This window comes from Terrisporobacter muris, from assembly GCF_024621905.1.
In the GTDB taxonomy this organism is placed as follows: Bacteria; Bacillota; Clostridia; order Peptostreptococcales; family Peptostreptococcaceae; genus Terrisporobacter; species Terrisporobacter muris.
In genome coordinates, this window is sequence record NZ_JANKBY010000004.1 from 1 (window position 1) to 23,358 (window position 23,358).

General features: G+C 30.6%; 40 protein-coding genes, 1 tRNA gene and 1 pseudogene. All 42 read left to right on the top strand.

Features of this window, described 5'->3' with window-relative positions:
- Positions 1 to 253 (top strand): annotated as a pseudogene (locus tag NSA58_RS00550) (phosphoadenosine phosphosulfate reductase family protein); the annotation flags it as partial.
- 81 nt (positions 254 to 334) lie between these two features.
- The gene (locus NSA58_RS00555; RefSeq protein ID WP_257559918.1) at positions 335 to 631 is read left to right on the top strand and encodes a hypothetical protein; all 297 of its coding nucleotides are present in this window, start codon (positions 335 to 337) and stop codon (positions 629 to 631) included.
- 4 nt (positions 632 to 635) lie between these two features.
- Positions 636 to 752, top strand: a complete 117-nt coding sequence (locus tag NSA58_RS00560; protein ID WP_257559919.1) for a Spo0E family sporulation regulatory protein-aspartic acid phosphatase — start codon at positions 636 to 638, stop codon at positions 750 to 752.
- A gap of 11 nt (positions 753 to 763) precedes the next feature.
- Positions 764 to 1,081 carry a hypothetical protein gene (locus tag NSA58_RS00565; RefSeq protein WP_257559920.1) on the top strand — a complete coding sequence of 106 codons (318 nt, stop codon included), beginning with the start codon at positions 764 to 766 and terminating at the stop codon, positions 1,079 to 1,081.
- A 12-nt stretch (positions 1,082 to 1,093) separates the two neighbouring features.
- The gene (locus NSA58_RS00570) at positions 1,094 to 1,381 is read left to right on the top strand and encodes a hypothetical protein (RefSeq protein WP_257559921.1); all 288 of its coding nucleotides are present in this window, start codon (positions 1,094 to 1,096) and stop codon (positions 1,379 to 1,381) included.
- Positions 1,374 to 2,018, top strand: a complete 645-nt coding sequence (locus tag NSA58_RS00575; protein WP_257559922.1) for a hypothetical protein — start codon at positions 1,374 to 1,376, stop codon at positions 2,016 to 2,018. Before NSA58_RS00570 ends, NSA58_RS00575 begins: the two co-directional genes overlap by 8 nt.
- Positions 2,011 to 2,544 (top strand): hypothetical protein, encoded by a 534-nt coding sequence (locus NSA58_RS00580; protein ID WP_257559923.1) that lies wholly within the window; start codon positions 2,011 to 2,013, stop codon positions 2,542 to 2,544. Before NSA58_RS00575 ends, NSA58_RS00580 begins: the two co-directional genes overlap by 8 nt.
- A gap of 1 nt (position 2,545) precedes the next feature.
- Positions 2,546 to 2,821 (top strand): MazG nucleotide pyrophosphohydrolase domain-containing protein, encoded by a 276-nt coding sequence (locus tag NSA58_RS00585; protein WP_257559924.1) that lies wholly within the window; start codon positions 2,546 to 2,548, stop codon positions 2,819 to 2,821.
- Between the two features lie 8 nt (positions 2,822 to 2,829).
- The gene (locus NSA58_RS00590) at positions 2,830 to 3,123 is read left to right on the top strand and encodes a hypothetical protein (protein WP_257559925.1); all 294 of its coding nucleotides are present in this window, start codon (positions 2,830 to 2,832) and stop codon (positions 3,121 to 3,123) included.
- A 55-nt stretch (positions 3,124 to 3,178) separates the two neighbouring features.
- Entirely contained in the window at positions 3,179 to 3,361 is a 183-nt protein-coding gene (locus NSA58_RS00595; protein ID WP_257559926.1) for a hypothetical protein, read from the top strand.
- A gap of 39 nt (positions 3,362 to 3,400) precedes the next feature.
- Positions 3,401 to 3,607 carry a hypothetical protein gene (locus tag NSA58_RS00600; protein ID WP_257559927.1) on the top strand — a complete coding sequence of 69 codons (207 nt, stop codon included), beginning with the start codon at positions 3,401 to 3,403 and terminating at the stop codon, positions 3,605 to 3,607.
- Positions 3,608 to 3,651: 44 nt separating this feature from the next.
- Complete coding sequence (locus NSA58_RS00605; RefSeq protein WP_257559928.1) at positions 3,652 to 4,050, top strand: DUF1492 domain-containing protein; 399 nt, start codon at positions 3,652 to 3,654, stop codon at positions 4,048 to 4,050.
- 132 nt (positions 4,051 to 4,182) lie between these two features.
- Positions 4,183 to 4,258: transfer RNA gene (locus NSA58_RS00610), tRNA-Asn, on the top strand.
- 349 nt (positions 4,259 to 4,607) lie between these two features.
- Positions 4,608 to 5,285: a Rha family transcriptional regulator gene (locus NSA58_RS00615; RefSeq protein ID WP_257559929.1), complete on the top strand. Its 678-nt coding sequence runs from the start codon at positions 4,608 to 4,610 to the stop codon at positions 5,283 to 5,285.
- Positions 5,286 to 5,298: 13 nt separating this feature from the next.
- Positions 5,299 to 5,661, top strand: a complete 363-nt coding sequence (locus tag NSA58_RS00620; RefSeq protein WP_257559930.1) for a hypothetical protein — start codon at positions 5,299 to 5,301, stop codon at positions 5,659 to 5,661.
- Positions 5,662 to 5,723: 62 nt separating this feature from the next.
- Positions 5,724 to 6,050 carry a hypothetical protein gene (locus NSA58_RS00625; RefSeq protein ID WP_257559931.1) on the top strand — a complete coding sequence of 109 codons (327 nt, stop codon included), beginning with the start codon at positions 5,724 to 5,726 and terminating at the stop codon, positions 6,048 to 6,050.
- Between the two features lie 69 nt (positions 6,051 to 6,119).
- The gene (locus tag NSA58_RS00630; RefSeq protein ID WP_257559932.1) at positions 6,120 to 6,962 is read left to right on the top strand and encodes a terminase small subunit; all 843 of its coding nucleotides are present in this window, start codon (positions 6,120 to 6,122) and stop codon (positions 6,960 to 6,962) included.
- Positions 6,946 to 8,325 (top strand): PBSX family phage terminase large subunit, encoded by a 1,380-nt coding sequence (locus NSA58_RS00635; RefSeq protein ID WP_257559933.1) that lies wholly within the window; start codon positions 6,946 to 6,948, stop codon positions 8,323 to 8,325. Before NSA58_RS00630 ends, NSA58_RS00635 begins: the two co-directional genes overlap by 17 nt.
- A 14-nt stretch (positions 8,326 to 8,339) precedes the next feature.
- On the top strand, positions 8,340 to 9,905 hold the full coding sequence (locus NSA58_RS00640) for a phage portal protein (protein ID WP_257559934.1): 1,566 nt from the start codon (positions 8,340 to 8,342) through the stop codon (positions 9,903 to 9,905).
- 142 nt (positions 9,906 to 10,047) lie between these two features.
- Positions 10,048 to 10,329 carry a hypothetical protein gene (locus tag NSA58_RS00645; protein ID WP_257559935.1) on the top strand — a complete coding sequence of 94 codons (282 nt, stop codon included), beginning with the start codon at positions 10,048 to 10,050 and terminating at the stop codon, positions 10,327 to 10,329.
- An 18-nt stretch (positions 10,330 to 10,347) separates the two neighbouring features.
- Positions 10,348 to 10,575, top strand: coding sequence for a hypothetical protein (locus NSA58_RS00650; RefSeq protein WP_257559936.1), 228 nt, complete (start codon positions 10,348 to 10,350; stop codon positions 10,573 to 10,575).
- A gap of 10 nt (positions 10,576 to 10,585) precedes the next feature.
- A complete protein-coding gene (locus NSA58_RS00655; protein WP_257559937.1) occupies positions 10,586 to 10,966 on the top strand; it encodes a hypothetical protein in 381 nt (126 codons plus the stop codon).
- Positions 10,967 to 11,170 (top strand): hypothetical protein, encoded by a 204-nt coding sequence (locus NSA58_RS00660; protein WP_257559938.1) that lies wholly within the window; start codon positions 10,967 to 10,969, stop codon positions 11,168 to 11,170.
- Positions 11,170 to 11,415, top strand: coding sequence for a hypothetical protein (locus NSA58_RS00665; RefSeq protein ID WP_257559939.1), 246 nt, complete (start codon positions 11,170 to 11,172; stop codon positions 11,413 to 11,415). The genes NSA58_RS00660 and NSA58_RS00665 overlap by 1 nt, the downstream gene beginning before the upstream one ends.
- Positions 11,416 to 11,457: 42 nt before the next feature.
- On the top strand, positions 11,458 to 11,628 hold the full coding sequence (locus NSA58_RS00670) for a hypothetical protein (protein ID WP_257559940.1): 171 nt from the start codon (positions 11,458 to 11,460) through the stop codon (positions 11,626 to 11,628).
- Positions 11,629 to 11,632: 4 nt separating this feature from the next.
- A complete protein-coding gene (locus tag NSA58_RS00675; RefSeq protein ID WP_257559941.1) occupies positions 11,633 to 12,580 on the top strand; it encodes a phage head morphogenesis protein in 948 nt (315 codons plus the stop codon).
- A gap of 12 nt (positions 12,581 to 12,592) precedes the next feature.
- Positions 12,593 to 12,742: a hypothetical protein gene (locus NSA58_RS00680; protein ID WP_257559942.1), complete on the top strand. Its 150-nt coding sequence runs from the start codon at positions 12,593 to 12,595 to the stop codon at positions 12,740 to 12,742.
- Positions 12,732 to 12,887 (top strand): hypothetical protein, encoded by a 156-nt coding sequence (locus tag NSA58_RS00685; protein WP_257559943.1) that lies wholly within the window; start codon positions 12,732 to 12,734, stop codon positions 12,885 to 12,887. The genes NSA58_RS00680 and NSA58_RS00685 overlap by 11 nt, the downstream gene beginning before the upstream one ends.
- A 12-nt stretch (positions 12,888 to 12,899) precedes the next feature.
- Entirely contained in the window at positions 12,900 to 13,184 is a 285-nt protein-coding gene (locus NSA58_RS00690; protein WP_257559944.1) for a DUF3307 domain-containing protein, read from the top strand.
- 56 nt (positions 13,185 to 13,240) lie between these two features.
- Positions 13,241 to 13,393, top strand: coding sequence for a hypothetical protein (locus NSA58_RS00695; protein ID WP_257559945.1), 153 nt, complete (start codon positions 13,241 to 13,243; stop codon positions 13,391 to 13,393).
- A 283-nt stretch (positions 13,394 to 13,676) separates the two neighbouring features.
- The gene (locus NSA58_RS00700) at positions 13,677 to 14,342 is read left to right on the top strand and encodes a phage scaffolding protein (protein WP_257559946.1); all 666 of its coding nucleotides are present in this window, start codon (positions 13,677 to 13,679) and stop codon (positions 14,340 to 14,342) included.
- A 15-nt stretch (positions 14,343 to 14,357) separates the two neighbouring features.
- Positions 14,358 to 14,759 carry a hypothetical protein gene (locus tag NSA58_RS00705; protein ID WP_257559947.1) on the top strand — a complete coding sequence of 134 codons (402 nt, stop codon included), beginning with the start codon at positions 14,358 to 14,360 and terminating at the stop codon, positions 14,757 to 14,759.
- 17 nt (positions 14,760 to 14,776) lie between these two features.
- Positions 14,777 to 15,874 carry a major capsid protein gene (locus tag NSA58_RS00710; protein WP_257559948.1) on the top strand — a complete coding sequence of 366 codons (1,098 nt, stop codon included), beginning with the start codon at positions 14,777 to 14,779 and terminating at the stop codon, positions 15,872 to 15,874.
- Between the two features lie 82 nt (positions 15,875 to 15,956).
- Positions 15,957 to 16,262: a hypothetical protein gene (locus NSA58_RS00715; RefSeq protein ID WP_257559949.1), complete on the top strand. Its 306-nt coding sequence runs from the start codon at positions 15,957 to 15,959 to the stop codon at positions 16,260 to 16,262.
- Positions 16,252 to 16,641 (top strand): hypothetical protein, encoded by a 390-nt coding sequence (locus tag NSA58_RS00720; protein WP_257559950.1) that lies wholly within the window; start codon positions 16,252 to 16,254, stop codon positions 16,639 to 16,641. Before NSA58_RS00715 ends, NSA58_RS00720 begins: the two co-directional genes overlap by 11 nt.
- A complete protein-coding gene (locus NSA58_RS00725; RefSeq protein WP_257559951.1) occupies positions 16,634 to 16,984 on the top strand; it encodes a hypothetical protein in 351 nt (116 codons plus the stop codon). The genes NSA58_RS00720 and NSA58_RS00725 overlap by 8 nt, the downstream gene beginning before the upstream one ends.
- A gap of 12 nt (positions 16,985 to 16,996) precedes the next feature.
- Complete coding sequence (locus NSA58_RS00730; protein ID WP_257559952.1) at positions 16,997 to 17,341, top strand: hypothetical protein; 345 nt, start codon at positions 16,997 to 16,999, stop codon at positions 17,339 to 17,341.
- 15 nt (positions 17,342 to 17,356) lie between these two features.
- Positions 17,357 to 17,938 (top strand): hypothetical protein, encoded by a 582-nt coding sequence (locus NSA58_RS00735; RefSeq protein WP_257559953.1) that lies wholly within the window; start codon positions 17,357 to 17,359, stop codon positions 17,936 to 17,938.
- Between the two features lie 16 nt (positions 17,939 to 17,954).
- Positions 17,955 to 18,356 (top strand): hypothetical protein, encoded by a 402-nt coding sequence (locus tag NSA58_RS00740; RefSeq protein WP_257559954.1) that lies wholly within the window; start codon positions 17,955 to 17,957, stop codon positions 18,354 to 18,356.
- A gap of 55 nt (positions 18,357 to 18,411) precedes the next feature.
- Positions 18,412 to 18,588 (top strand): hypothetical protein, encoded by a 177-nt coding sequence (locus tag NSA58_RS00745; RefSeq protein ID WP_257559955.1) that lies wholly within the window; start codon positions 18,412 to 18,414, stop codon positions 18,586 to 18,588.
- Positions 18,589 to 18,644: 56 nt separating this feature from the next.
- Complete coding sequence (locus tag NSA58_RS00750; protein WP_257559956.1) at positions 18,645 to 21,236, top strand: phage tail tape measure protein; 2,592 nt, start codon at positions 18,645 to 18,647, stop codon at positions 21,234 to 21,236.
- Complete coding sequence (locus NSA58_RS00755; protein ID WP_257559957.1) at positions 21,229 to 23,349, top strand: distal tail protein Dit; 2,121 nt, start codon at positions 21,229 to 21,231, stop codon at positions 23,347 to 23,349. Before NSA58_RS00750 ends, NSA58_RS00755 begins: the two co-directional genes overlap by 8 nt.
- The last annotated feature ends 9 nt before the right edge of the window (positions 23,350 to 23,358 follow it).

Sequence of the window (23,358 nt, forward strand, 5' to 3'; positions counted from 1 at the left end):
TGAAAGGCTAGGTTGCTATCTATGTCCTAAACAAAACAATAGAAGTCTAAAGGTTGTAAGGAGAAGATACCCTTTCTTATGGCAACATATGTTAGATATGGACAAGGATAGTCCAATACCTTTTCGAGCAGATGGAACGACATTACAAGAGTTAGAAGATAGATTTAGATACGAAGAAAGTCAACGTATATTAGAGCCATTACCTCTTGTAGAAAGAGAATTGTTTTATAAGAATGAACAAATAGGATTTTAACAACAGAATAGGTGATTAAAACAGTATAGTATTAATCACCTATTATCAAATAAGAATCAAATGAAAATAGGGGGTGGTTATATGAAAGAAAGAAAAGAAATGATAAAAAGATTAAAGCGATGTAGAGATAACAATAAAGAGTTTTATAAAAGATACCCTAAATTAATGAAACAGTTAGAATTGAAAATAAAATGCATTGAACAAAATAAGGAATATAAGGTAGTGAGTGCTGGTTGGATAATTCCTTATGTAGGTGCTAAAATGAAGGATTATCAACAGATAGGTATTAACGAGGGAGCACTATGTGATACAGTTGGTTATTCCGATTATACAGTTGAAGATGCAAAGAAAGTTTTCAACGAGTTGATAGGAGAGTGATTGAATGTTAGAGGAATTACAAAGCATTTTAAGTAACCTATATGCACAGTACGGTTTGACTGGAGAAGTTTTAAGACTGTCACAGTTACTAGATATACTTATATATCAAAGTATGAAATAGGGGTGGATATTATGGATGAAAGAAAGATAGATCTATACAACAAGATAGAAAAAATAGTTGAGTATAAAAATGAAATAGATATAATGCAGGATAATATAGCTAGATTAAAAATGCAAGTGGTAAAAGACATGGCAGATTTAGGACTTAATCAAGTTAACTCATTTAATGCCAAGGCTACAATAATGGATTTTGATAGGGGTACACTTAATAAAGACTTAACTAAAGAAGGCTTAGAGAAAGCCACAGAGGGCGAGAATGTAACATTAGATGACTGTAAAAAGTATAAACATATTAGTTTCTTGCTAGTTAAAAGATTTGATAAAGAATAGGGAGATGGGTATATGCTTTCAAATAGAAAATTTATAAATGAGTTAAAAGCAAGAATAGAGTTTCTTGAAAAAGATATAGAAAGTAAGGAAAATAGTGTATGCAACTTGTTAGAAGCAAATAAGGAACTTAGTTTATCTAATAATTACTTAGAGAATAAGATAAAACTGCTAGAGAAAGTTATAAAACAACATGAAGAGAATGAGTGCAGATTAAATACTGAACTTTGTAAATATAAAGGCCAACTTGATAAGATAGATAATTATACAAGAATGCTTGAAGGGAGAGGGATAAATGCTTAAAGCAGAAAATATAGAAGTTTATGGTTGGGAAGGTGCTGTAAGGGGTGCAAGAAATCCTATGAATAGCTGGGATAGAATAGATAGTAAGTTTTATATAACCAAATTAAGAAATAATTGTAAAATAGGACCAAATGATTATAAAATGCTTAAAAATTTATGTATCGCTGGAAAAGACCATAGAAAATGGATGAGAATGGTTATAGTGACAATGGATATAACAGCACCATTATATTGGTGGAAAGAATTTGATACTTATAAAGTTGGTACAGTAGCAAATAGCTGCTCTACTATGCATAAGATACATGCTAAAGAATTTACTCTAAATGATTTTAGTCATGAACATCTAAATTTTGACAGTATTGAAATGTTGGAACTCGTGTTAATTGGACTTAATTCGTATAGAGAAGAATATTTAGAAACAAAGGATAAGAATTATTGGTGGCAATTAATACAAATGTTACCTTCTTCTTATAACCAAAAGAGAACGGTTCAGCTTAATTATGAAGTGCTAAATACTATATATCATGCTAGAAAGAATCATAAGTTAGATGAATGGCATACTTTATGTGATGTAATCAAAGAATTGCCTTATTCAGAATTTATTACTATGGATTTTAAGGAGGGATTAAATGAATAAATCAGATTTAAAAGATGGAATGGTAGTAACTATTAGAGGTGGACAACAATGCATATTAATCGAGAGGAATCTATTTAAAAATAATTTTACATTAAATTCAACATTATTTGACTATAACGAAGATTTAACTCATAAGAAAAATAAAAATAATGACATAGTAAAAGTATTTGGTATAGGGAAGTTGAAAGAACTTTGGGAACGTGAGGAAGTTGATTGGAGTAAAGTACCTGTTGGAACAAAGGTTAAAGTAAGTGATGACGAAATAGAATGGTTTAATGCTTATTTTATTAAAAAATCATCACCTATTACAGCTTTCTATGTCATAAGTGCAGAAGGCAAATTATCTGATTGGAGCTATTGCAAATTAGCAGAAAAACCAAAAGAAGAAGTTACTTTTTATGATATAGATAAAGAAATGCACCAATATTGTTATGATCATAGTGAAATGTGCAATCGAAAATGTGACACTTGCGGAATAAAATACATATTAGCCAATTACAATTTAACAAGAAAGGATAATAAATAAAATGGAATATACAGATTATAGACAAGCAGTAGAGTACGATAAGGACTTATGCAGTACAATAGCCATGGAAGAAAATGCAGAACTTATACAGGCTATTTCAAAGGCTAAGAGAGGTAAACTAGATAAAGATAATCTAGCAGAAGAAATAGCAGATGTATTAATTTGTATAGATTGGATTCAAGAAATATACGGAATAAGTCCAGCAGAAGTATATAGATGGACAGATAGAAAAAAAGAAAGAATAGTTGCTAGATTAAATGCTGGCGTGTTTAAGTAGGAGGTAATATGAGATTAGAATTTGATTTATATAAGGTTGAAGATATAGGCAAAAACTTAGAAGGATTTATACAAAAGGGTGAATTTATAGTAGTTGGAGAACTGATGGTAGACAATGAAGAGTACTTCATGTGTCATACCATAACGGATGGAATAAAATTAATTGATGGTGTGAATATACAAGATTTTTCTTATAGATTACCTAAGAATTATTTCAAAAAGACTGGGGAATCAGTAGAGCTTGATATACCAAAGAATTATTTAACACTAGATATAATCGAAGATATACAAAGATTGAATTAATAAAATATATTTTAAGTGGTGCCGGCATAAATGTCGGTACCAGGAGGAGGAATTTATGAAAAGAATATATGGAATATATAAAGGCGTAAAATTTGAAATTGATAAATTCTTTTATGTGGAAGTACTTGGAGAAGAAGAAATTAATTGTGACAGAGTGTTTTGTCCAAAGGTATCATGTGATGAATGTCCTTTGGGTGATGAAGGGAGCCACAAAATTAAAGAATTTGAAATTGTTTAAATATATAAGGAATATAATTTCTATTTAATGGAGGATATTATGGATTGTAATAACTGTAAACATTTAAACATGACAGAATTAGAACAAACAGATAAAAGAAAAGACCATATATGTTTAAAATATAATAAAAGAGTTTTTCATGATGGAATCAGTATAAGACATGGCATAGCAATAAAACACAATAGTACATTATATCCTTGTTGGAACTGCTGGAATGACAATTATTTAAATTATGAAACTAGATAAAATAATTCATTTAAATAGATTAGAAGTACTGGAGGTAGGGGAATATGACTAAAGAGGAATTAAAAGAGTATATAGAAACTAAAAGAGAAATGGAAATAATAAAAGAAAAATTAGAATTTTTACATACGAGTAAAGGTGGAGTAAAATCAATGGTCATTACAGATATGCCAAAAGGTAGCAACTCAAACAACGATAGATTATTAGAATTAATGGCAGAAATAGAGGAGTTAGAAAATATATATAATATGAAATGGCTAAAGTCACTAAAACAGTTAAATAAAATAGAAAATACAATATATTTTTTAGAAGATGCAACAGACAGAAATATAATGAGAATGAGATATATCGAAAATTATACTTGGGAAAGAATTTGCGTTGAATTAAATTATAGTTGGAATGGGATACACAAAAGACATAGAAAAATATTAGATAAAATAAGATAAGGGTACGCCAGGGTACTATAAAAAGTAGTATCATTATAGTATGGAAGATTAGCAAGAAATATAAATGAGCTTAAATTCTCATAACAATTTAAGTTTCTGCGAGGAAGGTACGGTAAAGCCTTCCTCAAATATTGGGTTATAGCTCAATAGGTGGAGCATTCGGCTGTTAACCGAAAGGATGTGAGTTCGAACCTCACTAACCCAGCCAATAGTTGTGGGGGTAAACACAACTTAATTAATCGTAGGGTAATGCGATTAACATTTACTTAAAAATAGTAGTAGTTACAAATAGTTTTAAAACACTATATATTGTATGAACCTAATTTAAAAGCCTAGTTTCCCTTAAGTCTAGGCTTTCTTTGTGGGAATGGTGGTCCAATAACCTTTCATGTTATGTTGTAGTTCGATTCTACGAATTCTCTTGTATGATACTCATGATATTTCCTCCTTAAGAGCAGCTAACTAGTTGCTCTTTTTTATTTTGTGAATAAACAAGCACTTACAGAAATGTAGGTGCTTTTATTATATAAAAAATCAACAAGAAAGGATTGATGTTAATGTTAGTAGAAGTGCAAAAGTTTAATAAAGAAGAGGTTACTGTTGTAAGTAGCTTAGATGTAGCTGAAACGTTCACTTATTATGATAAAGAAGAGCATAGACAATATACAAAAGAGCATAGAAGAGTATTGCAAGATATAAGAGAACTAGATTGTAGTGAAGAATTTAGAGAGCACAATTTCGTGCAGTCCTCTTATAAAAATAGTCAAAATAAAAGACAACCTATGTTTTATATGACTAAAGATGGATTTACATTATTAGTCATGGGATATACAGGGCATAAAGCTATGAAATTTAAAGAGGCTTATATTAAACAATTTAATGCTATGGAAAAGCAACTAAAAGAAAAAATAGTTGAAAGACAAAAGGGCATAGCAGTGCGACAAGCATTAACAAAATCAATTCAACAATCGAACGAAAATGAAAGAATGCATGGTCATGCATATTCAACATATACAAATTGTATTTATAAAGCACTATTTAATAAAAATGCTAAACAATTAAGAGAAGAACATGGATTAGATAAAAAAGCAAATCCAAGAGATTGTTTTAGTTCAGAAGAATTAAAAGCAGTTCAATCGATGGAATGTTTAGTAAGTGGATTAGTTGACTGTGGATGGGAATATGATGCAATCAAGAACTTTATAGAACAAACGAATACTAAAAGAATATTATAAAAGGTGTGTTGATATGAAACGTTGGATAGATGCAAATAAAATAGCAGAGGTTACAGAGATACCAGAAGATTTGTATAAGTATGATGATCTAATGAAAGAAGTTCCTAATCATAATAAAACATATGGAGCAAGGAGAATATTTCAACGTAAAGAGTATTCTATATATAAAGTTAAGCAAGGATATATAGTTCATAATACTAACAAAGAATTTAGGATAGGTCATACTCATGTGAGAAGTTTTAAGAAGGCAAAGAGCATAGTTGATTTATGTGTTAGAAAGAAACTTCCTAATACACCAAGAAAATGGGAAATTGAGAGCTTAATGAGAATAACAAATAATCAAACTTATAGAAATAAGTTAATGAATTTATTATAAAAGTTATATTTTACATTTTTCATTAATATAGTTAAATAAAAAGTGGAGGATGTAAAGTATATATGAAATTTTATTCTTATAAATCAATGGATTATTTAGGAGGCCATAAACCTTTAGGTAGTGACGAAGGTAGAGATATGGCAATAGAATTTGTAAGATTGATGACTAGTGAAAAAGAAATGCATAAAGCGGTTTGTTTTATAAAGCCTTTATTAGAAGAATTACAAAGCATAGACAGTGATGATAATATCCTTAAAGGAACTATAGAAGGTATAGAATATGCTTATGAAGTAGACTTTACAGATAAAGATAGTGTTCATTGGTACTTAGCAGATATGAGGGGAAATTTAGGCTATGTATTTTCGTTTAACCCTTATGAAATTAAATAAATAATAAAAAGAGCTCTAGTGATAGGGTTCTTTTTTAATGCTTAAATATAAAGACAATGAGGTGGTGATATGGAAGATGTAAAAATTAATGCTAAAGAAGAGTATCTAAAAGGAGCTAAGCAGAAAGATATATGCACTAAATATAATATATCCATAAACACCTTGAAATCATGGATAAAGAGGTATAAATGGAGTGAAGAAAAGAAAAATAAAGGTGCACCTAAAAATAAAAGGGGTGCACCTTTTAACATAGATAAAAAGAATGCAGAAAAACAAGTTGCAAACTATGAAGTTGAGTCGGTATTAGAAAATGCTGAACTTACTGAAAAACAAAGATTATTCTGTGTTTATTATATAAAAAGTTTTAATGCCACAAAGTCAGCAATAAAAGCTGGATATTCAAGAAAAACAGCGGAGCAAATAGGATATCAATTACTTCAGAAAGCTTCAGTTAAAAGTGAAATACAGAAGCTTAAACAGAATAAGCTAAATAGAGTCATGCTATCAGAAGATGATATATTCCAAAAGTACATAGACATAGCTTTTGCAGATATAACTGATTATCTACAATTTGGAAGCAAAGAAGTTGAAGGTGAATACGGACCTTATACTATGAGTAGTGTAAACTTAAAAGACAGTGATGAAGTTGATGGAACTCTTATAAGTGAAGTATCACAAGGTAAAGATGGAATAAAACTTAAACTTCAAGATAAGATGAAAGCTTTACAATGGCTATCAGACAGAATGGACTTATTACCTACTCATACTCAAGCTAAACTTGATTTAGAAATACTTAAGTTAGAGATTGAAATGAATAAGCTAGACAATACAGAAGAAGAGGTTGAAGAAGATGGATTTATAGAAGCTTTAGACGACACAGCCAAAGAGGTATGGGATGATGAAGAAGATTAATGATCTAAAAAAGAAATGGTCCAAGATAAAAAATAATATAACTCATACAGTTAAAAAGGCTACTATAAAATTTAAACCATTTTCTAAAAAGCAAAAGAAAGTTTTAACTTGGTGGAATGATAATAGTCCAGTCAAAGATAAAGATGGAATTATAGCAGATGGAGCAATAAGAAGTGGTAAAACTATATCGATGTCATTATCATATGTTATATGGGCAATGTGTAAGTTTAATGGACAGAACTTTGGTATGGCAGGTAAAACAATAGGTTCATTTAGACGTAATGTTTTATTCTGGCTTAAACTTATGCTAAAAGCTAGGAATTACCAAATACAAGATAAAAGAGCAGATAATCTATTAGTAGTTAGTAAAGGAAATGTTACTAACTATTTTTATATATTTGGTGGTAAGGATGAAAGGTCACAAGATTTAATCCAAGGTATAACATTAGCAGGAATGTTCTTTGATGAAGTTGCATTGATGCCAGAAAGTTTTGTTAACCAAGCTACTGGTCGTTGTTCAGTTGAAGGCAGTAAATGGTGGTTTAACTGTAACCCTGGAGCACCTTTCCATTGGTTTAAAAAGAACTGGATAGATAAAGCAAAAGAAAAAAATCTATTATACTTGCATTTTACTATGGATGATAATCTATCTTTATCTGAAAAGATTAAAAATAGATATAAGAGTATGTATGCAGGTGTATTCTATTTAAGATATATACTTGGACAATGGGCAGTAGCAGATGGTGCGGTATATCCAATGTTTAATCCAGAAATGCACGCAGTTCAAATGAAAAGAAATTGGACAAGGATATTTATAGCTGGTGACTTTGGTATTCAAAATGCTACTACATTTGGTATATTTGGATATTATGCACCAGAGAAAAGATATCATGAAATAGCTTCTTATTATCATGATGGGAGAAATGAAGGACAAAAGACAGTTAAAGAATATGTAGCAGATTTAAAAGATTTTATTAGAAAAAACATGGTAATGCCAGAATACATTACTATTGACCCTTCTGCAGCAGCCTTAATGGTAGAACTAAGAAAAGACTCATATTTCAGTAGAAATAAAATAAGAATAATACCAGCAAAAAATAATGTCGAGATAGGAATACAGTTGGTATCTTATTTGCTTAATATAAATAAGTTAACACTAGACCCTAGTTGTACTTATGATATAGAAGAATTTAGCTCATATGTGTGGGATAGTGATAAGTTAGATAAAGGAAAAGAAGAAGTTGTAAAACTTAATGACCATGCTTGTGACAAGATACGTTATGCAGTTATGACAGACAGTACATTACACAGAACTATGGATAGAGCATTAAGATTATTTAGTGGAAAAGGAGCTAGAGAGTAGGAGGAGGTGAGAAAGTGGACATCTATAAACAAATAGATAAATCTTTACTTGGTTTATACAGTGCAGACCCAAGATTCATTGAAGAATTGCAAGAAGTAAAACAATATTATGAGTTTTATGAAGGACGACCGGAATCAAGTGAAGATGACGAAGAAGATTGTCGAGGACAATTATGGAGAGTTAAAACAGATGACTATAAGCCTACGCGTGAAATAAGAAATATAACTAAGAAGCTAATGAAAAAACAGAAAAGATTTATGACTGCAGTTAAACCTGATTTCCTAATAAAATCATTAGATGGAACGGAAGTTGGAAGAGTTGATAATAAGAAAGCTATAATAAATAAAATATTAAATGACGGCAAGTTTTGGAATAAGTTTTCTAAAGCTTTTTTAGATTGTACTATTGGAAAGAGAGTAATGCTTACATTAACAACTGATGTAGATGAAGAAGGGAACCCTTTATCTGATAAACCAATAGGATTTAGATTTTATACTATGCCAGAGTTTACTTATGAATATGATGCAAACGATGCAGAGAAATTAATTAAAGTACAAATAGCTTATCAAGATGAAAACACAATAGGCAAAATACAACAAGAACAAAGATGGCATAAATGGATATATGAAATTAGAGATGGTAACTGCTGGGCAACCTATAAGATAGTAGATGGAGCAGATGCTCAAGCTTTTGTAGAAACTGAAGATGAAGAAACTGGCGAGAATATTAAAAAAGAATTGAAAGAAGAATGGAATACTGGATTATCACAATTACCATGTAAGGTTATATTTAATGATGGATTAACTGGTGATATAAGAGGACATAGCGATATAAAAGATTTAATGGATATGGCCATGGATTATAATAGGACGCAATCGGACTATAGGGATGCGCTTAAATTTAAAATGTTTGAACAAGATGTTTTTACAAATGCAGATCCAAACAGTATTAATAACATAAAAATAGCACCAGGATCAATAATTGATTTAAAAGGTGACCCGGCATTAGGAACAGCAGATGGAAGTGCTCCTACTCCTGGATATGGTAAATTAGCTTCTACATTTAATTTTCAAGTAGCAGCAGATAGCTATTTAACAGGACTTAAGAAGGATATGTATGAACTTATGGACCAACCATTACCAGAAAATTTAGTTAATGTTGCAAGTGGTAAAGCACTTAGAATGCTAAATGATGATTTAATAGGTAGATGTGAAGAAAAATGGCAGGAATGGGATGAAGCTGTACGTTGGTTAATAGATTTAATAATTGAAGTAGTTAATAAAGGAAATCTTTATAGAGATGTAAAAGGCATAGAGGATTTGAATATTAATACTTCCTTAGAATTTAGTCATAATTATCCAATTCCAGATGATGAAATACTAACAAAAGAATTAGCTATGAAAGAAGTTGAAGCTAATGTACGTTCACACCAATCTTATATTAGAGACTTTGGAGATGCACAAGAAGCAGATAAAGAGTTTGAAGAGTTACTCGATGAAATGGATAAAATCAATATGACTCAAAATAGTATGAGTGGTTTAGATGATACTATTTTAGGTGATGAAGGTGAAAAAGAATGATAGAAATGTATATTTATTATAAAATTGCAATTAAGATTATATGTACAGTATTAGCATTAATATTACTATCTGTATTTATATTAACTAAATTAGGGATATTTATAACAAAGCTTATCCTAAAAAGAAAAAAGGGGAAAAGAAAATGAGTAAAACAATTTGTGATAAATGTGGAAGAAAATTTACAATAAAACTTCATACAAAAGAAAAAGATAACTTACAAATAACTTATTTTAAATGTCCTAAATGCTATGAAGAGTACATAGTAACTGTCACAGATGAAGAACTTAAGAAGAATATGAAAGAAGCTACTTTATTGAGAAATAAAATGCTACTTGATTGCAACGACAAAGAAGCTATTAGAGATTATCATGTACTTAAAAACAAGAACTTCATAAGAGAGCGAGAACTTAAAAAGAGTATTTAGGAGGAATATAAAGAAGATATGTACGAAGAATTGTTTCCATATACAGATAGAATTGTGAGAGAGCTTGCAAAACAATTAAAACCAATTTGTGATATTATGGCTGAGCTAGAATCTATAATAAAATCATTGGATACAAGCAAAAGCAAATATTTAGAGAATTATAAATATCACAACTGTATTAAGAAATTCAAATCTCAAGTGACGGGCAATAAATTAACTTATGTCAGATGTAGAAATAACTTGTAAGGAGGAGTTTATGAAAATACCGAGTAAAGTTAGAGTTGGAAGTATTGATTATACTATAAACAGTAAAGATGAAAGACAAATTTTAAATGCGAGACAATGTTATGGAGTAATAGATTATGAATATCATACAATAGAGTTAGATAGTGGAATACAAGATATCCAAGGGTTAGAGAGAACTTTCTTACATGAATTAGTTCATGCAATAGTAAAAGAACATAAAATTAACTTAGAGGGTGATTCTGAAGAAGTTACAGACAACTTAGCATTTGGATTACATCAAGTAATTAGAGATAACCCTAGTATATTTTGTAGTCGTGATTGCAATAAAGTAGATTTAACACTTGATGGTAAAATAATAGCTAAAAATTTAGTTAATAAAGTAGGTGATTAAATGAAACCAACAGAAGGGTGTGAACAAGAAAATAAGGTCTTAAATGTTAAAGTTAAACTGACTGAAACCGATATATTTAAAGAACTTTTAAAAGAATGTAACTCTATATTAGAAGATGAAAGAATAGATAAAGATATTAGAAAAGAATATAAGGATAGATTTGAAAATATATTTAATGAAACTTTTAATAAGCAGGTGGACTAATGAATAATGAAAAACTAGAACAAGCTAAAGAACTTAAGAACCAAATAGAAGAACTAGAAAAGTATCTATCATATTGTCAAAGAAGGAAGACTTTAGTTAAAGAAACTAAAACAAAATATTTTATTGGATTTGGATGGTATGACGAGAAAAAGGAATATGAAATACCAGAAAATATAGCTAAAGATATAGATATGTTCTTATGGAAAGAACTAGGAAGATTGAAAAAAGAATATGAAGAGTTGTAAGGTCCTAATAGGACTTATTTTTATGTCAAAGTAGGTGATTAAATGAAATTTTATGATTCTATAATAGATTACAAGGCAGAAAGAGAAATCGAAAAACCTATTTTACAATTCCAGCAAGCAAAATATGAACTTTTTATGGCAATAGTCAAACAATTTAAAATAGATAAAATAACACTATGGTTAGATAAAATGATAAATAAAATTATGTGGTGATACCATGAGATATATAGAAGATTTAGATAAATACTTAAAACAAAGTAAACTAAAGCTCAATAAAAAAGAGCAACAAGAAATACTGAAAGTATATAATAAAGCTTTTGATAATATGTTAAAGCAATATAAAGCTAATATACATAAGAAAAATGCTACTCAAATAGCAAGAACTGCTTATTGCAAACAACTCCATAATGAAATCTTAGCAATAATAAAAGAATATAACATAAAAGTAACTGATGATATTCTAAATGCTCAAGTTGATGTGCTTATGAAAGGAGTAGAATATTACAAAGATACAGAGTTATATAAAAATGTTATGAAGCAAGCTAGTATTGTTAATAAGCAAGTAGTAGAACAAATGATAAAAGGATCTATATATAAAGATGGCCAAGGATTAAGTAAAAGACTTTGGAAAGATGTAAATGCAAGTGGAGATAAGATAGAAGAAGCTATAATGAGTATGATTGCAGAAGGTAAAGGAGCAACAGAAATAGCTAAAAACCTTACTCAATTTGCTAAAGGTGGCCATAGAACTTGGGATAAAGCTAAGATAAAAGAAAAGCTAGGAAGTGCTTATGCTGGTAGATATGGAGCAGGGGGAATAGATTATGAAGCTTTAAGACTCGCAAGAACTACCCTTAATCATCAAGCACAGCTAACTCAAAAGAGCGCTAATCAAGTTAATCCATATGCACAGAAATTAAAATATCACAGTGCTCATTCTGCTAATAGAACTTGTAAACAATGCGAAGATAGGGAAGGAAAGATATTTGATATTGATAAATGCCCTTTTGACCATCCTAATGGAATGTGTCATATGGAGGTAGTATATTGTATCGATGGTAAAGAAGTATTAAGTACTCAAATGGCAGAGGATATAGGTAAATGGATTAGAGGAGAAAGTAATAGTGGAACTATGGATATATTGTATGGAGATGTTCCATTGTAGGAGGGGATAAAAATGTTGGAAATGATAAAAGCATTTGTCTTAGGAAAGATATTTAAAATTAAAAGTCCTTCACTTGTTTTTCAAGGCGTTAAAAAAGATACTGTGTGGGATTGCTATAAATATAATAAAACCGCAAGGAGGAAATTAAATAATGAATGGTAATGAAATGCTAAAGTTAAAAGAAGCTTGCGAAAAGGTAGTTGCATTGTTGAGAAATGATGAAAATTATAACCCACATATGACAGTTATAATAAAGGCTGATGAGATAAAAGTTGTAAGCGATGAAATGTATATACCATTAAAATAAGTAGGTGAATTAATGATATATAAAATAATAATTTTAGTAATGTGTCACCTTATTGGAGATTATGTATTGCAAAATGACTTTATAGCTAGTACTAAAGGTAATAATAGATATCATATGCTAGTCCATTCGATTTTATATTGCGTTCCATTTGCATTAGTTTGCGGAATTGATTTTAGATTATTAATTATGTTTATGGGTCATTTTATAATAGATACTGGCAAGGCAAGATATAACTATATAAGTTATATTCAAGACCAATTAATGCATTATATGTATTTGGCTATATATTTAATTTAAAGTCCTTATAGGACTTATTTTTATGTAATAAATAAACTTAGGAGGGAAATTAAATAATGAACGAAAAAGAATTACAAACAAAAGAATTGATACATGAAAATAAAATGCTTAAAGAAGAAAATCAAGCTCTTCTCGTAATAAGAGAAAATTCTAGCAAAAAGATAGAAGAATTAAAACATATAATTAGAGAATTAAGTAAACAATTATAGTCCTTATAGGGCTTATTTTTATGCGACCGAAAATGGTTTCGGTGCCAAACTAGCTCATGTACCAAGATGTACAAGGAGTTCCTGGTTATGTTAGGGCATAGCCTGTTTTTAATTTAGCTTATCTATCAAGTAATAGAAAAAGCAAGCTGGATTTCGTACTGCGATACCCGGCCTTTTTTATTTTCATCTTTCTATCTATATCACAGATGTAAAAGAATGAATTAGATAACTATATTCAAGATGTAAACTTGTAAAAAACGTAAATGTAGGAGGTTTAAAATATATGAAATTAATAGACATACTAAAAGCTCAAGGGGTAACTGACGAGCAAATAAACAAAATAACAGCTTCAATGAAAGAAAATAAGGTGTATGAGACATCTTTAGAAAATGCTGATGAAAGATATTCTAAGATGAAGGCTAAAAAAGAAGATTTTGAAGAGCAACTAAAAACAGCCAATGATACTATAACAGATTTGAAGAAAAACAATGCTGACAATGAAACGCTTCAAAACACTATTAAAACTCATGAAGCTACAATAGCTACTCTTCAAAAAGAAGCTGAAACAAAAGACTTCAATTATGCTCTAGATACTGCATTAAAAGAATCCAAATGTAAGAATACAAAAGCTTTAAAAGCACTTCTTAATATGGAAGTTATAAAAGTAAACGGAGATAAAGTTGAAGGGTTAGAAGACCAATTAAAAACTTTAAAAGAAAGTGATAGCTACTTATTTGATGTTGTAGAAGAGCCAGTAAACGGAAATCAAGGAGGGTTAGCAGGATTATTTACAGGAGCACCTGGGAAACCTTCTAATCTTAATTTATTTGGAAGCAAAACGACTCATGAAGGAGACTTCGGAAAAGCGTTAGCTCAACAAGGTCGACCACAAGTAAGTGATGGGCAAGAGGTAATAGACAGTGATTACTTCTTTAAAAATAATAAATAGGAGAGTGAATTAATAATGCCAAAATTAAAAACTAAAAAAATATTAGCACCTAAAAAGACTTTTTTAGCTATACCAGATCACTATGTAAATTTAACTGGGTTATTAGCTTTTGCTGAGTTAGCAAAATTAAAAACTACAGATGATGCAGGAAATAATGTAATAGAAGCTGGAACAGTAGTGAATATGACTGCTGATGGTACAGTTACAAAACCAACATACGCAAAAACAAGTAATGAGAGTGGAACTAAAGGCAATGCAATTATATTCAATGAAATAAATGTTGATGATTACGTGTCTGGAACTGATGATAAGATAACTGCAACTGTTATGGTACATGGATTTGTAAGAGCTGATAGATTGGCTGGATATGATGCTGATACTTTTACAAATCAAAATATATATGTTTTAAGCAAATAATAAAGGAGATGATCTAAATGGCAAATATAAATTTATTTGATTATATAAATGCAAAAGAAATAGGAGCTTATGTAACAGATAAGCCAGAAAATAAAATACCGTACTTTGGTGAAACTTTATTCCCAGCTGAAAAGCAATTAGGGATAGATGCTTCATGGTTAAAAGGTTCTAATGGATTACCAATAGCAATTCAACCTTCAAATTATGATGCAAAGGCGAGATTAAGAGAAAAAGAAGGATTTGACAGTGTATCAATTGAAATGGCATTTTTTAGAGAAGCTATAAGAATAGGTGAAAAAGATAGACAACAAATGAACTTATTATTATCTAGTCCTCAATCAGCAGTAGCGCTGCCTTTAATAAGAAAAATATTCGATGAGGCAGGCAGACTAGTAGAAGGTGTAAGAGTTCAAGCAGAAATAATGAGAATGCAATTACTTACTGCAGGTAAAATAAATGTTACTTCAGCAGATGGTAGAGCGAAATACATATATGATTACAACCAAGTAAATAAGTTTAAATGTAGACAAGGAGCTGGAGCATGGGGAACGGATACAGCTGACCCAGTCAAAGATATAATTGCATGGTGTGACGAAATGGAATTACAAAGAGGAACAAGACCTGTAAGAGTAGTTATGAATAGAAATACATTCTTGAAGCTATATGGGTCAAAATTATTACACTTAATGATGTATCCAAATGATTCTAAATTAAATTACTTTATATCCGAAGAACAAGTAAAAGCATTTGTTGAATCTGTAACTGGATGTTCTATATTCGTATATTCTAAGAAAGTTGCTAATTTAAATCACGCTACAGGTTTAGCTGACTCAACACCAGTAGCTTTAATTCCAGATAACACAGTATGCTTAATGCCAGGTGGCGCTTTAGGTAAAACTAAATTTGGTACAACTCCAGAAGAATCTGACCTTATGACTGGTTCAGATGCTCAAGTATCAATAGTTAATACTGGTACTGCTATAATGACTTACAAAGAAAAACATCCAGTGCAAGTTAACACTATAGTATCATCAGTTATGATACCTTCTTTTGAGGCTATAGATGATTGCGCAATATGTGATGCTTCTTCTGTATCATCAAGTGGCATAAAATAAGCTCATTTATATTCCTTTATATAGTCCCTAGATTAGGAGTTTTCCTTTCTAGGGATATTTTAATTTAAGGAGAAAAAACAATATGATAGATGTTGAAAAGGTAAAAGTATTATTACTGGAAGAAGAATACCCATATTTCACAGAAGATACACTAGAATCTATGTGCAGTATGTATGATGACATAAATGAATTATGTTATATAGCTTGTACGATGAAGGCAAAAGTTGACAAAATTAAAATTGGACCTATTGAGATAGCTTCAAATGCTGATATGTGGAATAACTTAGCTAATGTATTTTATAAAAAATATGAAGCATCAATTAAAGCAAATTCTCAAAATTCAAAATCACTAACAGGAATGTGCGCGAGAAGAGCTGATGAGTATTAATTCGATAGCGCTTAAAAAACAAATAGTACAAGCTATAAATGAATATGGAACAGATATAAAAATACTTAGGGATATATATGAAAAAGATGAACATGAATGCGAAGTTTTAAAAGAAAGTATGAAATATATAAATACCATAAAAGGTATTATAGATAATTCAAACAATAACAAAGACAATAAAATAAATAATAGACAAGGCGTTATAAAACTTAATATTAAGCCAACACTATATATTCCATATGATAAAAATCCGTTTATACAAGAAAATGATTATCTTGAAATCAATGGAGTATATTATAGGGCTGAAACTTTCACAGATCTAGTTCATTATAATTTGCTCTATGAAATACCTTTAGAAAGGATTGAGTTAAATGAGTGATTTCACGTTAGATGGAAGTGAATTAATTAATAACTTAAAAAATATGAACAAAAGAGTTCAAATTGCATTAAATGAAATCGGTGATACTACTGCACAAAAAATGAAAACTTACGCTCAAACTAATCATCCTTGGGAAGACCAATCACATAGTGCTACAGATGAAATCACGACAGAAGTTAAGTGGGAAGGTACTGCATTGGATATAAGTATAACTCATGGCGTTGATTATGGTATATGGCTGGAGACTCGAGAATCTTTTGATGGTAAATATCAAATATTAGAAGAAGCTAGAGATAGTCAAATAGAAGAGTTTAGGAAAATGATTAAAGCATTGAAACTATAGGGCGGTGATAATATGAGCCGTATTAAAATACAGGAAGTACTTGAAACAGTATGCAAAGTTGATATAACACAACGATTAAAAAACAAAATAAAACAGGATACTTTATCTATTCAGAAAAGAGGTAACTTATCTAGTTTAGACAATAGCTTAGCAGGTTGGGATAACTGGATTATATATGTGTATTCGCCTAATGGTATTGTTAAGCTTGATGAACTAGTTAAAAATGTTAGAAAAACATTAATTCAAAATGATATAGAAGTTACACACGAACTAGGCCAAGAGTTCTATGATGAAACTTTATGTTGTTATTTTACAACTATTTCATGCAGAACACCTAGTATTTATGATTATTATTAAAAAGGAGATGATACTGTGGCTATTTTAAAAAATATAAAAAGAGTTGATATAACTGAATTAGATCCTGCTACTGGAGCAGTAAAATCTGAAACTCCAATAAAGAAGACTATAAAAACAGCAGAAGAAGCCGAATTAAAAGCGCTTATATCTGAGGGCGGTGAAGATATATTAAGAACTGATGATTTGATACTTGCAATAGTTAGAACGCCAGATTTATTATATGGTTACGATGTAACATTCAAAGATAATGAATTTGATGAAACAGTGGCAGGAATAGTACAAGGATATAAAGTTACAAAAACTGGTAGTAGTAGCGATGGTAGTGAAAAAATTAAATTATCCACTCCAATGATGAGTGAAGGGAATATGGCCAAACCATTTAAAATGGAAATTTATGTAGGTAATTACTCAGGAGACTCACTAGTAAATTACGTTAAAATTACGCTGAATAAATGTGAAGGAAAATTTTCAGACATGAAAATAGGAAAAGAGTTTTTCTCGCCAGAATTTAATATAAAAGCTAGAGAGAATACGAAAGCTAAGTTGCCAACTCAAGAAATAGATTTTATAGATAAATTACCAGATGAGCTGGTTTAAAATAGGAGGAATATAAATGGGCGTAATAAATGCAGAACAATTCAAAAGCAAAGCTACTAGAGTAGTTGAAATAAGTGGATTTGAAGAAAGTGAAAAAATAGAAGTAAGAATTAAATCAATGAGTTTACTAACCATGATGAACAATGGGAAGATACCAAACGAACTTTTAGGAGTTGTGCAAAAATTATTCAATGAAGGTGCGAATTCTAAGAAAAAGAAAATATCTGAAAAAGATGTACTATCTCAAAGTGACGATATTAAAAGCTTGACTATGCTTATGGATGTAGCTTGTAAAGAGGTTTTAGTAGAACCGAAATTTGAAGAAATAGAAGATTACTTAACGGATGTTCAAAAAACAGAAATTTTTAATGCTGCACAAGGTCCTATAAAGCAAGTTACACCCTTTATTCAAAAGTAGAAAAATATTAGATATTATTTCTACTGCTAAATTATGCAATTGTAGACCAAGTGATTTGCTTGGTATAGATCAAGAAGAAACTTATGCAAGATATTGTATAGATGAAGCTTGTACATATATATATAATATGATGCAACCAGATAAGGATGGTAAATGCAAAGAACCTAGATTTGAAGAGGATGAAAGTGTATCTGATAATCCAGGATTAGATATGATTTTAGGTTTTGGATAAGGTTATAGATTAACAGTCTATAGCCTTTTTATTTTGCAAAGAAAGGAGGAATGTATATGGCAGCAGATATAGGAAGTATTGTAGCTCATTTGAAGTTGGAAATGGGAGAGTTTACTAATAATCTGAATGTAGCACAACAACAAGTATCAGCAACTGCAGAAAAATTTAATGGAATTACCTCAACAGGTAAAGCGTTGCAAGGCGTAGGCGCGGCGATGACAGCTGGAATCACAGTTCCAGTCGTTGCTTTAGGCAAACAAGCAATTCAAACTGGTATGGATTTTCAAGCATCTATGTCAAAAGTTAAAGCATTAAGTGGTGCTACAGCGAGTGATATGGAAAAGTTAGAAGCTACAGCAAGAGAGATGGGAGCTACAACTATTTACTCAGCAAAAGATGCAGCAGATGCTCTTGGATATATGGCTTTAGCTGGATGGGATGCTAACCAAAGTATGAGTGCATTACCTGGAGTATTAAATTTAGCAGCTGCTAGTGGTATGGACCTTGCACAAGCAAGTGATATGGTTACGGATTATTTAAGCGCATTCGGAGAAAGCGCAGACCAGGCTGGAAGAATGGCAGATGTTCTGGCTTATGCTCAAGGTAATTCAAATACTACAACGGAACAACTAGGTATGGCATTTAAAAACTGTGCTGCTAATGCTAATGCCTTTGGATTAGATATAGAACAAACTACAGCATTATTAGGAAAACTTTCAGACCAAGGCCTTAAAGGAAGTGAAGCAGGAACAGCTCTTACTGCTACATTTAGAGATATAACTCAAAAGATGAAAAATGGAGCTATCCAAATTGGCAATACATCAGTTAAAGTCCAAGATGCAAATGGAAACTTTAGAAGCATGACAGATATATTAACAGATGTAGCTAGTGCAACAAATGGCATGGGAGACGCTCAAAAAAGTGCAGCATTGATGGGAACATTTACTGCTGATAGTATTAAAGTTTTAAATATACTTTTACAAAGTGGAAGTGGAAATATAGAAGATTTTGAAAAGGCACTTAGAAACGCAGATGGAACAGCGCAAGAAATGGCAGATACTATGAATGATAATCTACAAGGTGATATTGCAGAATTGCAATCTGCTTTTGAAGAGATGTGCTTAACATTAAATGAAAAGTTAGAGCCTGCACTCAGATTCATAGTTCAATCAGTAACTAATCTTGTGAATTGGTTTTCTAAATTACCTGCACCTATATTAAGTGTAATAATGGCTTTAGCTGGATTTGTAGCTTTATTAGGACCTTTAGCATTAATTGTAGGCACAGTTATGGCTAGTTTTGCAAAATTAAGAGAAGCATGTGTTATGTTGAAAGCATTATTCTTATTAATATCAGGACCAATTATAGGGGCGCTGGAAACAGCTATGATTGGAATTTATGTATTCATAATGGACTCTGTAGTTCCTGCACTGACTTCATTATGGGGAGTGCTTATGTCAAATCCAATTGTTTTAGTAATTACAGCAATAGTGGCGTTGGTAGCTGGTTTTATATATTTATGGAATAACTGTGAAGGCTTCAGAGAATTTTGGATAAATCTATGGGAAATTATAAAAACATCTTGTATGAATGCTTGGAATGCAGTGGTTAACTTCTTTACTACTACAATGCCACAATGGTTTAATAGTGTAATTCAATGGTTTCAACAATTACCTGGTCAAATATGGTACTGGTTAGTATATTGTGTAACTTATGCGGCTTTATGGGTAGCACAAATGAAGCAAAAGGCAATACAAGCTGGCATTCAATTCGTCCAAGGTGCAATACAATATATTCAAACATTACCTAGCAGGGTATGGAATTGGTTAGTCAATACAGTTACTAAAGCGATTACATGGTCAAGCCAAATGGTATCCAAGGCTAGACAGGCTGGTAAACAATTTGTAAGCAATGTAATTAATTTTATACAAACATTGCCAAGTAGAGTTTGGACATGGCTTATAAGTACAATATCAAAAGTAATAAACTTTGTATCGCAAATGGGTCAAAAAGGAGCGCAAGCAGCAAGAACTTTTGTTACTAATATCGTAAACGGATTAGCTGGTTTGCCAGGTAAAATGATTAGCATAGGATCAAATATAGTAAGCGGAATTATTAGTGGTATAACAGGAGCAGCAAGTAATTTATTCAATACTATGAAAAATCTTGCAAGTAATGCAGTTGCAGCAGCTAAAAGGAATTTAAAAATACAATCTCCTTCGAGGGTATTTGCAAGCGAAGTTGGTAAGTTTATACCAGAAGGTATAAGTCTAGGAATAGAAACAAATGCAGATAGCGTATATAAGACATTAAGAAATTTATCAGATAACTTAACTAGCAATATAAATGTAAGTGATTTAATGGACTCTATGAATATAAGAACAAGCAATATTAATATCAATAACAAGAATTCAAATGCAGGATTGATAGAAAATGTAAAAGAATTAATCGAAACTGTAAAATCAAATTCAACTATAGATTATGAAAAAATGGCTAACGGATTTAAAAATGCAGTTAACGGAATAAATAACACTATAGTCATGGATAAAACCGTTGTTGGTAAAATGACAGCTAAAACAGTAAATGAAGAAAATAAAATAGCAAATAAACAACAATCAAGATTTAGAGGTGAATTAGATTATGTATAATTATTTTGAGTTTAATGACAACGTTATAAATGACATAGCTATTGTTTATGAGATAGATAAGCCGTCATTATCTAAAAAACAAATTGATACAATTAGCATTCCCTCTAGACATGGAGAAATATTCAATGGTTGTTCTTATGATCCTATAGAAGTAAAAGTATCAATGCTTATACAAGGTGATGATGAAGCTGATTACAAAGATAGATTAAAAACTTTACATGAAATTTTTAAAACGACAGAAGAAGTAAAAGTTGCATTTAGTAAAGATAAATTTTTATTTGGAATAGTATCAGATGAATTTAGACCAGAAAATAAAACAAAAGAATCATCATATGCAACGATAAAAATTATTTGCCATATTCCTTATTGCTATTCAAATGATTTAAAGCTTTTTAATATGGAAGATGATAATAAGTCAATTATAGCAACAAATGAAGGTGGAGAACCTGCGTTACCATTTATAAGTATAGGATTTTCAAGGGATACTCATTATGTTCAATTAGAAAATACTCAAACTGGACAAAGAATATTAGTTGGAGCTTATCCTAGTTTAAGTCTAACGTCTGTGAAAAAAAAATCTTTAATACTTCATGATGACTGTACAACACTTCAAAACTGGTCACAAAGTGCATCTAGTATAGATAGCAACAGAAGTTCGAATGGTACTGCTAGTATTGCTAATAATGGAAATGGAATATGTTTAGGGACTATGGGAGACGGAAGTACAACTTGGAAAGGTATGAGCATCAGAACACAAAATTTAAGTGATGAACTTGATGAGTTTTCAGTACAAGCGTACCTTAAGCATAATTCAACTGGTAAAAATGGTGATCCAACTATATTGGATATTAAAGCTGACACTTCAACTGGGACTGTAGGTGAAAAAACAGTTTATTATGAAGTTAAAGTAGCGAGTTTAAATGTAAGAACTGGACCAGGAACTAAATACAAAAAAATTGGTGCATTAAAAAGAGGTCACAAGATAACAAGCTATACATTAGAAAAAGGCTGGATAAAGTTTAAATATACTTCTAGTAAAACTGGTTATGTATGTGATGATTACTGTAAAAAAGTAACTAAAACAAATCAAGTATCAGTTGAAATGCAAAATATGATAGTTGTATCAACTGGAAAAGGCAATGTAAATCTTAGAGCAACACCACATTATTCCGCTAAATTAGTAACAACAATAAGAACTGGAGAAGCGGTAAGAGTTATTAAATATAAATATATGGATAAGGATAAAGATGGAAATGTAAGATATTACTATAAATTAGCAAAAAAATATAAAGATAAATATGCAGGATATATTTGTACTGGGAATCTTAAAAGCGCAAGTGCAGTAAGTGTTGATTATGACTATAGTAGTGATGCTAATATTGCTGATGACAAAACAGGGGTTATTTCACTTTATCTATTTGATATAAACGGATCGTCATTAGCAAAAATAGAATTTATAGATGAACAAAAATATTTTGAATATACTAAACCTTTAGTTCGAATAGGTAACAGGACAGTATTGCAGGATACAACAAAAGTTCCTAAGCCTAAATCAAGTATAGTTGATGATAATGGAACATTAAAAACAACTAACTATTTAAGTGGAAAATTAGGAGATTGGAATGAGTTCTATGGAAAAGTTACTTTGAAAAGATACAAAGAAAATAATAAATATGTTTGGGATGTTGTAGTGCAAAAAATTGTTGATGGCGTGGTGAAAAAGACTATGGCAACACACAATATAAAATACACAGATTTACCTACTAATAAGCTAGCTTACGTAGTGCTATATATAGGAACTAATGCGGCTTCAATGGCAAAATCATGTGCAATGTCTTTAACTGATTTAAAAATATACAATCTTAATCCAGGTACAGGAACAGAAGTAGTTGAAAATAATAAAATATATTTCCAAGAAGGAGATATATTAGATTTAGATTTCAATACAAGAACTGCTTATCTTAATCACGATGAATGCAACGACATTGTTGATATAGGTAGCAGGTTTTTTAATATAGGAACTGGCGATACAGAAATAAAATTCAATTCAGATGATACTGGATTGAACGCAGATATAACATTTAGAGAAAATTGGTTTGGAACAGTAGATTAGTTGATAGGA

Bases quoted from the DNA above. Each gene is read 5' to 3' on its own strand.
- NSA58_RS00555 (WP_257559918.1), top strand. From the start codon at position 335: ATGAAAGAAAGAAAAGAAATGATAAAAAGATTAAAGCGATGTAGAGAT.
- NSA58_RS00560 (WP_257559919.1), top strand. From the start codon at position 636: ATGTTAGAGGAATTACAAAGCATTTTAAGTAACCTATATGCACAGTAC.
- NSA58_RS00565 (WP_257559920.1), top strand. From the start codon at position 764: ATGGATGAAAGAAAGATAGATCTATACAACAAGATAGAAAAAATAGTT.
- NSA58_RS00570 (WP_257559921.1), top strand. From the start codon at position 1,094: ATGCTTTCAAATAGAAAATTTATAAATGAGTTAAAAGCAAGAATAGAG.
- NSA58_RS00575 (WP_257559922.1), top strand. From the start codon at position 1,374: ATGCTTAAAGCAGAAAATATAGAAGTTTATGGTTGGGAAGGTGCTGTA.
- NSA58_RS00580 (WP_257559923.1), top strand. From the start codon at position 2,011: ATGAATAAATCAGATTTAAAAGATGGAATGGTAGTAACTATTAGAGGT.
- NSA58_RS00585 (WP_257559924.1), top strand. From the start codon at position 2,546: ATGGAATATACAGATTATAGACAAGCAGTAGAGTACGATAAGGACTTA.
- NSA58_RS00590 (WP_257559925.1), top strand. From the start codon at position 2,830: ATGAGATTAGAATTTGATTTATATAAGGTTGAAGATATAGGCAAAAAC.
- NSA58_RS00595 (WP_257559926.1), top strand. From the start codon at position 3,179: ATGAAAAGAATATATGGAATATATAAAGGCGTAAAATTTGAAATTGAT.
- NSA58_RS00600 (WP_257559927.1), top strand. From the start codon at position 3,401: ATGGATTGTAATAACTGTAAACATTTAAACATGACAGAATTAGAACAA.
- NSA58_RS00605 (WP_257559928.1), top strand. From the start codon at position 3,652: ATGACTAAAGAGGAATTAAAAGAGTATATAGAAACTAAAAGAGAAATG.
- NSA58_RS00615 (WP_257559929.1), top strand. From the start codon at position 4,608: ATGTTAGTAGAAGTGCAAAAGTTTAATAAAGAAGAGGTTACTGTTGTA.
- NSA58_RS00620 (WP_257559930.1), top strand. From the start codon at position 5,299: ATGAAACGTTGGATAGATGCAAATAAAATAGCAGAGGTTACAGAGATA.
- NSA58_RS00625 (WP_257559931.1), top strand. From the start codon at position 5,724: ATGAAATTTTATTCTTATAAATCAATGGATTATTTAGGAGGCCATAAA.
- NSA58_RS00630 (WP_257559932.1), top strand. From the start codon at position 6,120: ATGGAAGATGTAAAAATTAATGCTAAAGAAGAGTATCTAAAAGGAGCT.
- NSA58_RS00635 (WP_257559933.1), top strand. From the start codon at position 6,946: ATGATGAAGAAGATTAATGATCTAAAAAAGAAATGGTCCAAGATAAAA.
- NSA58_RS00645 (WP_257559935.1), top strand. From the start codon at position 10,048: ATGAGTAAAACAATTTGTGATAAATGTGGAAGAAAATTTACAATAAAA.
- NSA58_RS00650 (WP_257559936.1), top strand. From the start codon at position 10,348: ATGTACGAAGAATTGTTTCCATATACAGATAGAATTGTGAGAGAGCTT.
- NSA58_RS00655 (WP_257559937.1), top strand. From the start codon at position 10,586: ATGAAAATACCGAGTAAAGTTAGAGTTGGAAGTATTGATTATACTATA.
- NSA58_RS00660 (WP_257559938.1), top strand. From the start codon at position 10,967: ATGAAACCAACAGAAGGGTGTGAACAAGAAAATAAGGTCTTAAATGTT.
- NSA58_RS00665 (WP_257559939.1), top strand. From the start codon at position 11,170: ATGAATAATGAAAAACTAGAACAAGCTAAAGAACTTAAGAACCAAATA.
- NSA58_RS00670 (WP_257559940.1), top strand. From the start codon at position 11,458: ATGAAATTTTATGATTCTATAATAGATTACAAGGCAGAAAGAGAAATC.
- NSA58_RS00675 (WP_257559941.1), top strand. From the start codon at position 11,633: ATGAGATATATAGAAGATTTAGATAAATACTTAAAACAAAGTAAACTA.
- NSA58_RS00680 (WP_257559942.1), top strand. From the start codon at position 12,593: ATGTTGGAAATGATAAAAGCATTTGTCTTAGGAAAGATATTTAAAATT.
- NSA58_RS00685 (WP_257559943.1), top strand. From the start codon at position 12,732: ATGAATGGTAATGAAATGCTAAAGTTAAAAGAAGCTTGCGAAAAGGTA.
- NSA58_RS00690 (WP_257559944.1), top strand. From the start codon at position 12,900: ATGATATATAAAATAATAATTTTAGTAATGTGTCACCTTATTGGAGAT.
- NSA58_RS00695 (WP_257559945.1), top strand. From the start codon at position 13,241: ATGAACGAAAAAGAATTACAAACAAAAGAATTGATACATGAAAATAAA.
- NSA58_RS00700 (WP_257559946.1), top strand. From the start codon at position 13,677: ATGAAATTAATAGACATACTAAAAGCTCAAGGGGTAACTGACGAGCAA.
- NSA58_RS00705 (WP_257559947.1), top strand. From the start codon at position 14,358: ATGCCAAAATTAAAAACTAAAAAAATATTAGCACCTAAAAAGACTTTT.
- NSA58_RS00710 (WP_257559948.1), top strand. From the start codon at position 14,777: ATGGCAAATATAAATTTATTTGATTATATAAATGCAAAAGAAATAGGA.
- NSA58_RS00715 (WP_257559949.1), top strand. From the start codon at position 15,957: ATGATAGATGTTGAAAAGGTAAAAGTATTATTACTGGAAGAAGAATAC.
- NSA58_RS00720 (WP_257559950.1), top strand. From the start codon at position 16,252: ATGAGTATTAATTCGATAGCGCTTAAAAAACAAATAGTACAAGCTATA.
- NSA58_RS00725 (WP_257559951.1), top strand. From the start codon at position 16,634: ATGAGTGATTTCACGTTAGATGGAAGTGAATTAATTAATAACTTAAAA.
- NSA58_RS00730 (WP_257559952.1), top strand. From the start codon at position 16,997: ATGAGCCGTATTAAAATACAGGAAGTACTTGAAACAGTATGCAAAGTT.
- NSA58_RS00740 (WP_257559954.1), top strand. From the start codon at position 17,955: ATGGGCGTAATAAATGCAGAACAATTCAAAAGCAAAGCTACTAGAGTA.
- NSA58_RS00750 (WP_257559956.1), top strand. From the start codon at position 18,645: ATGGCAGCAGATATAGGAAGTATTGTAGCTCATTTGAAGTTGGAAATG.
- NSA58_RS00755 (WP_257559957.1), top strand. From the start codon at position 21,229: ATGTATAATTATTTTGAGTTTAATGACAACGTTATAAATGACATAGCT.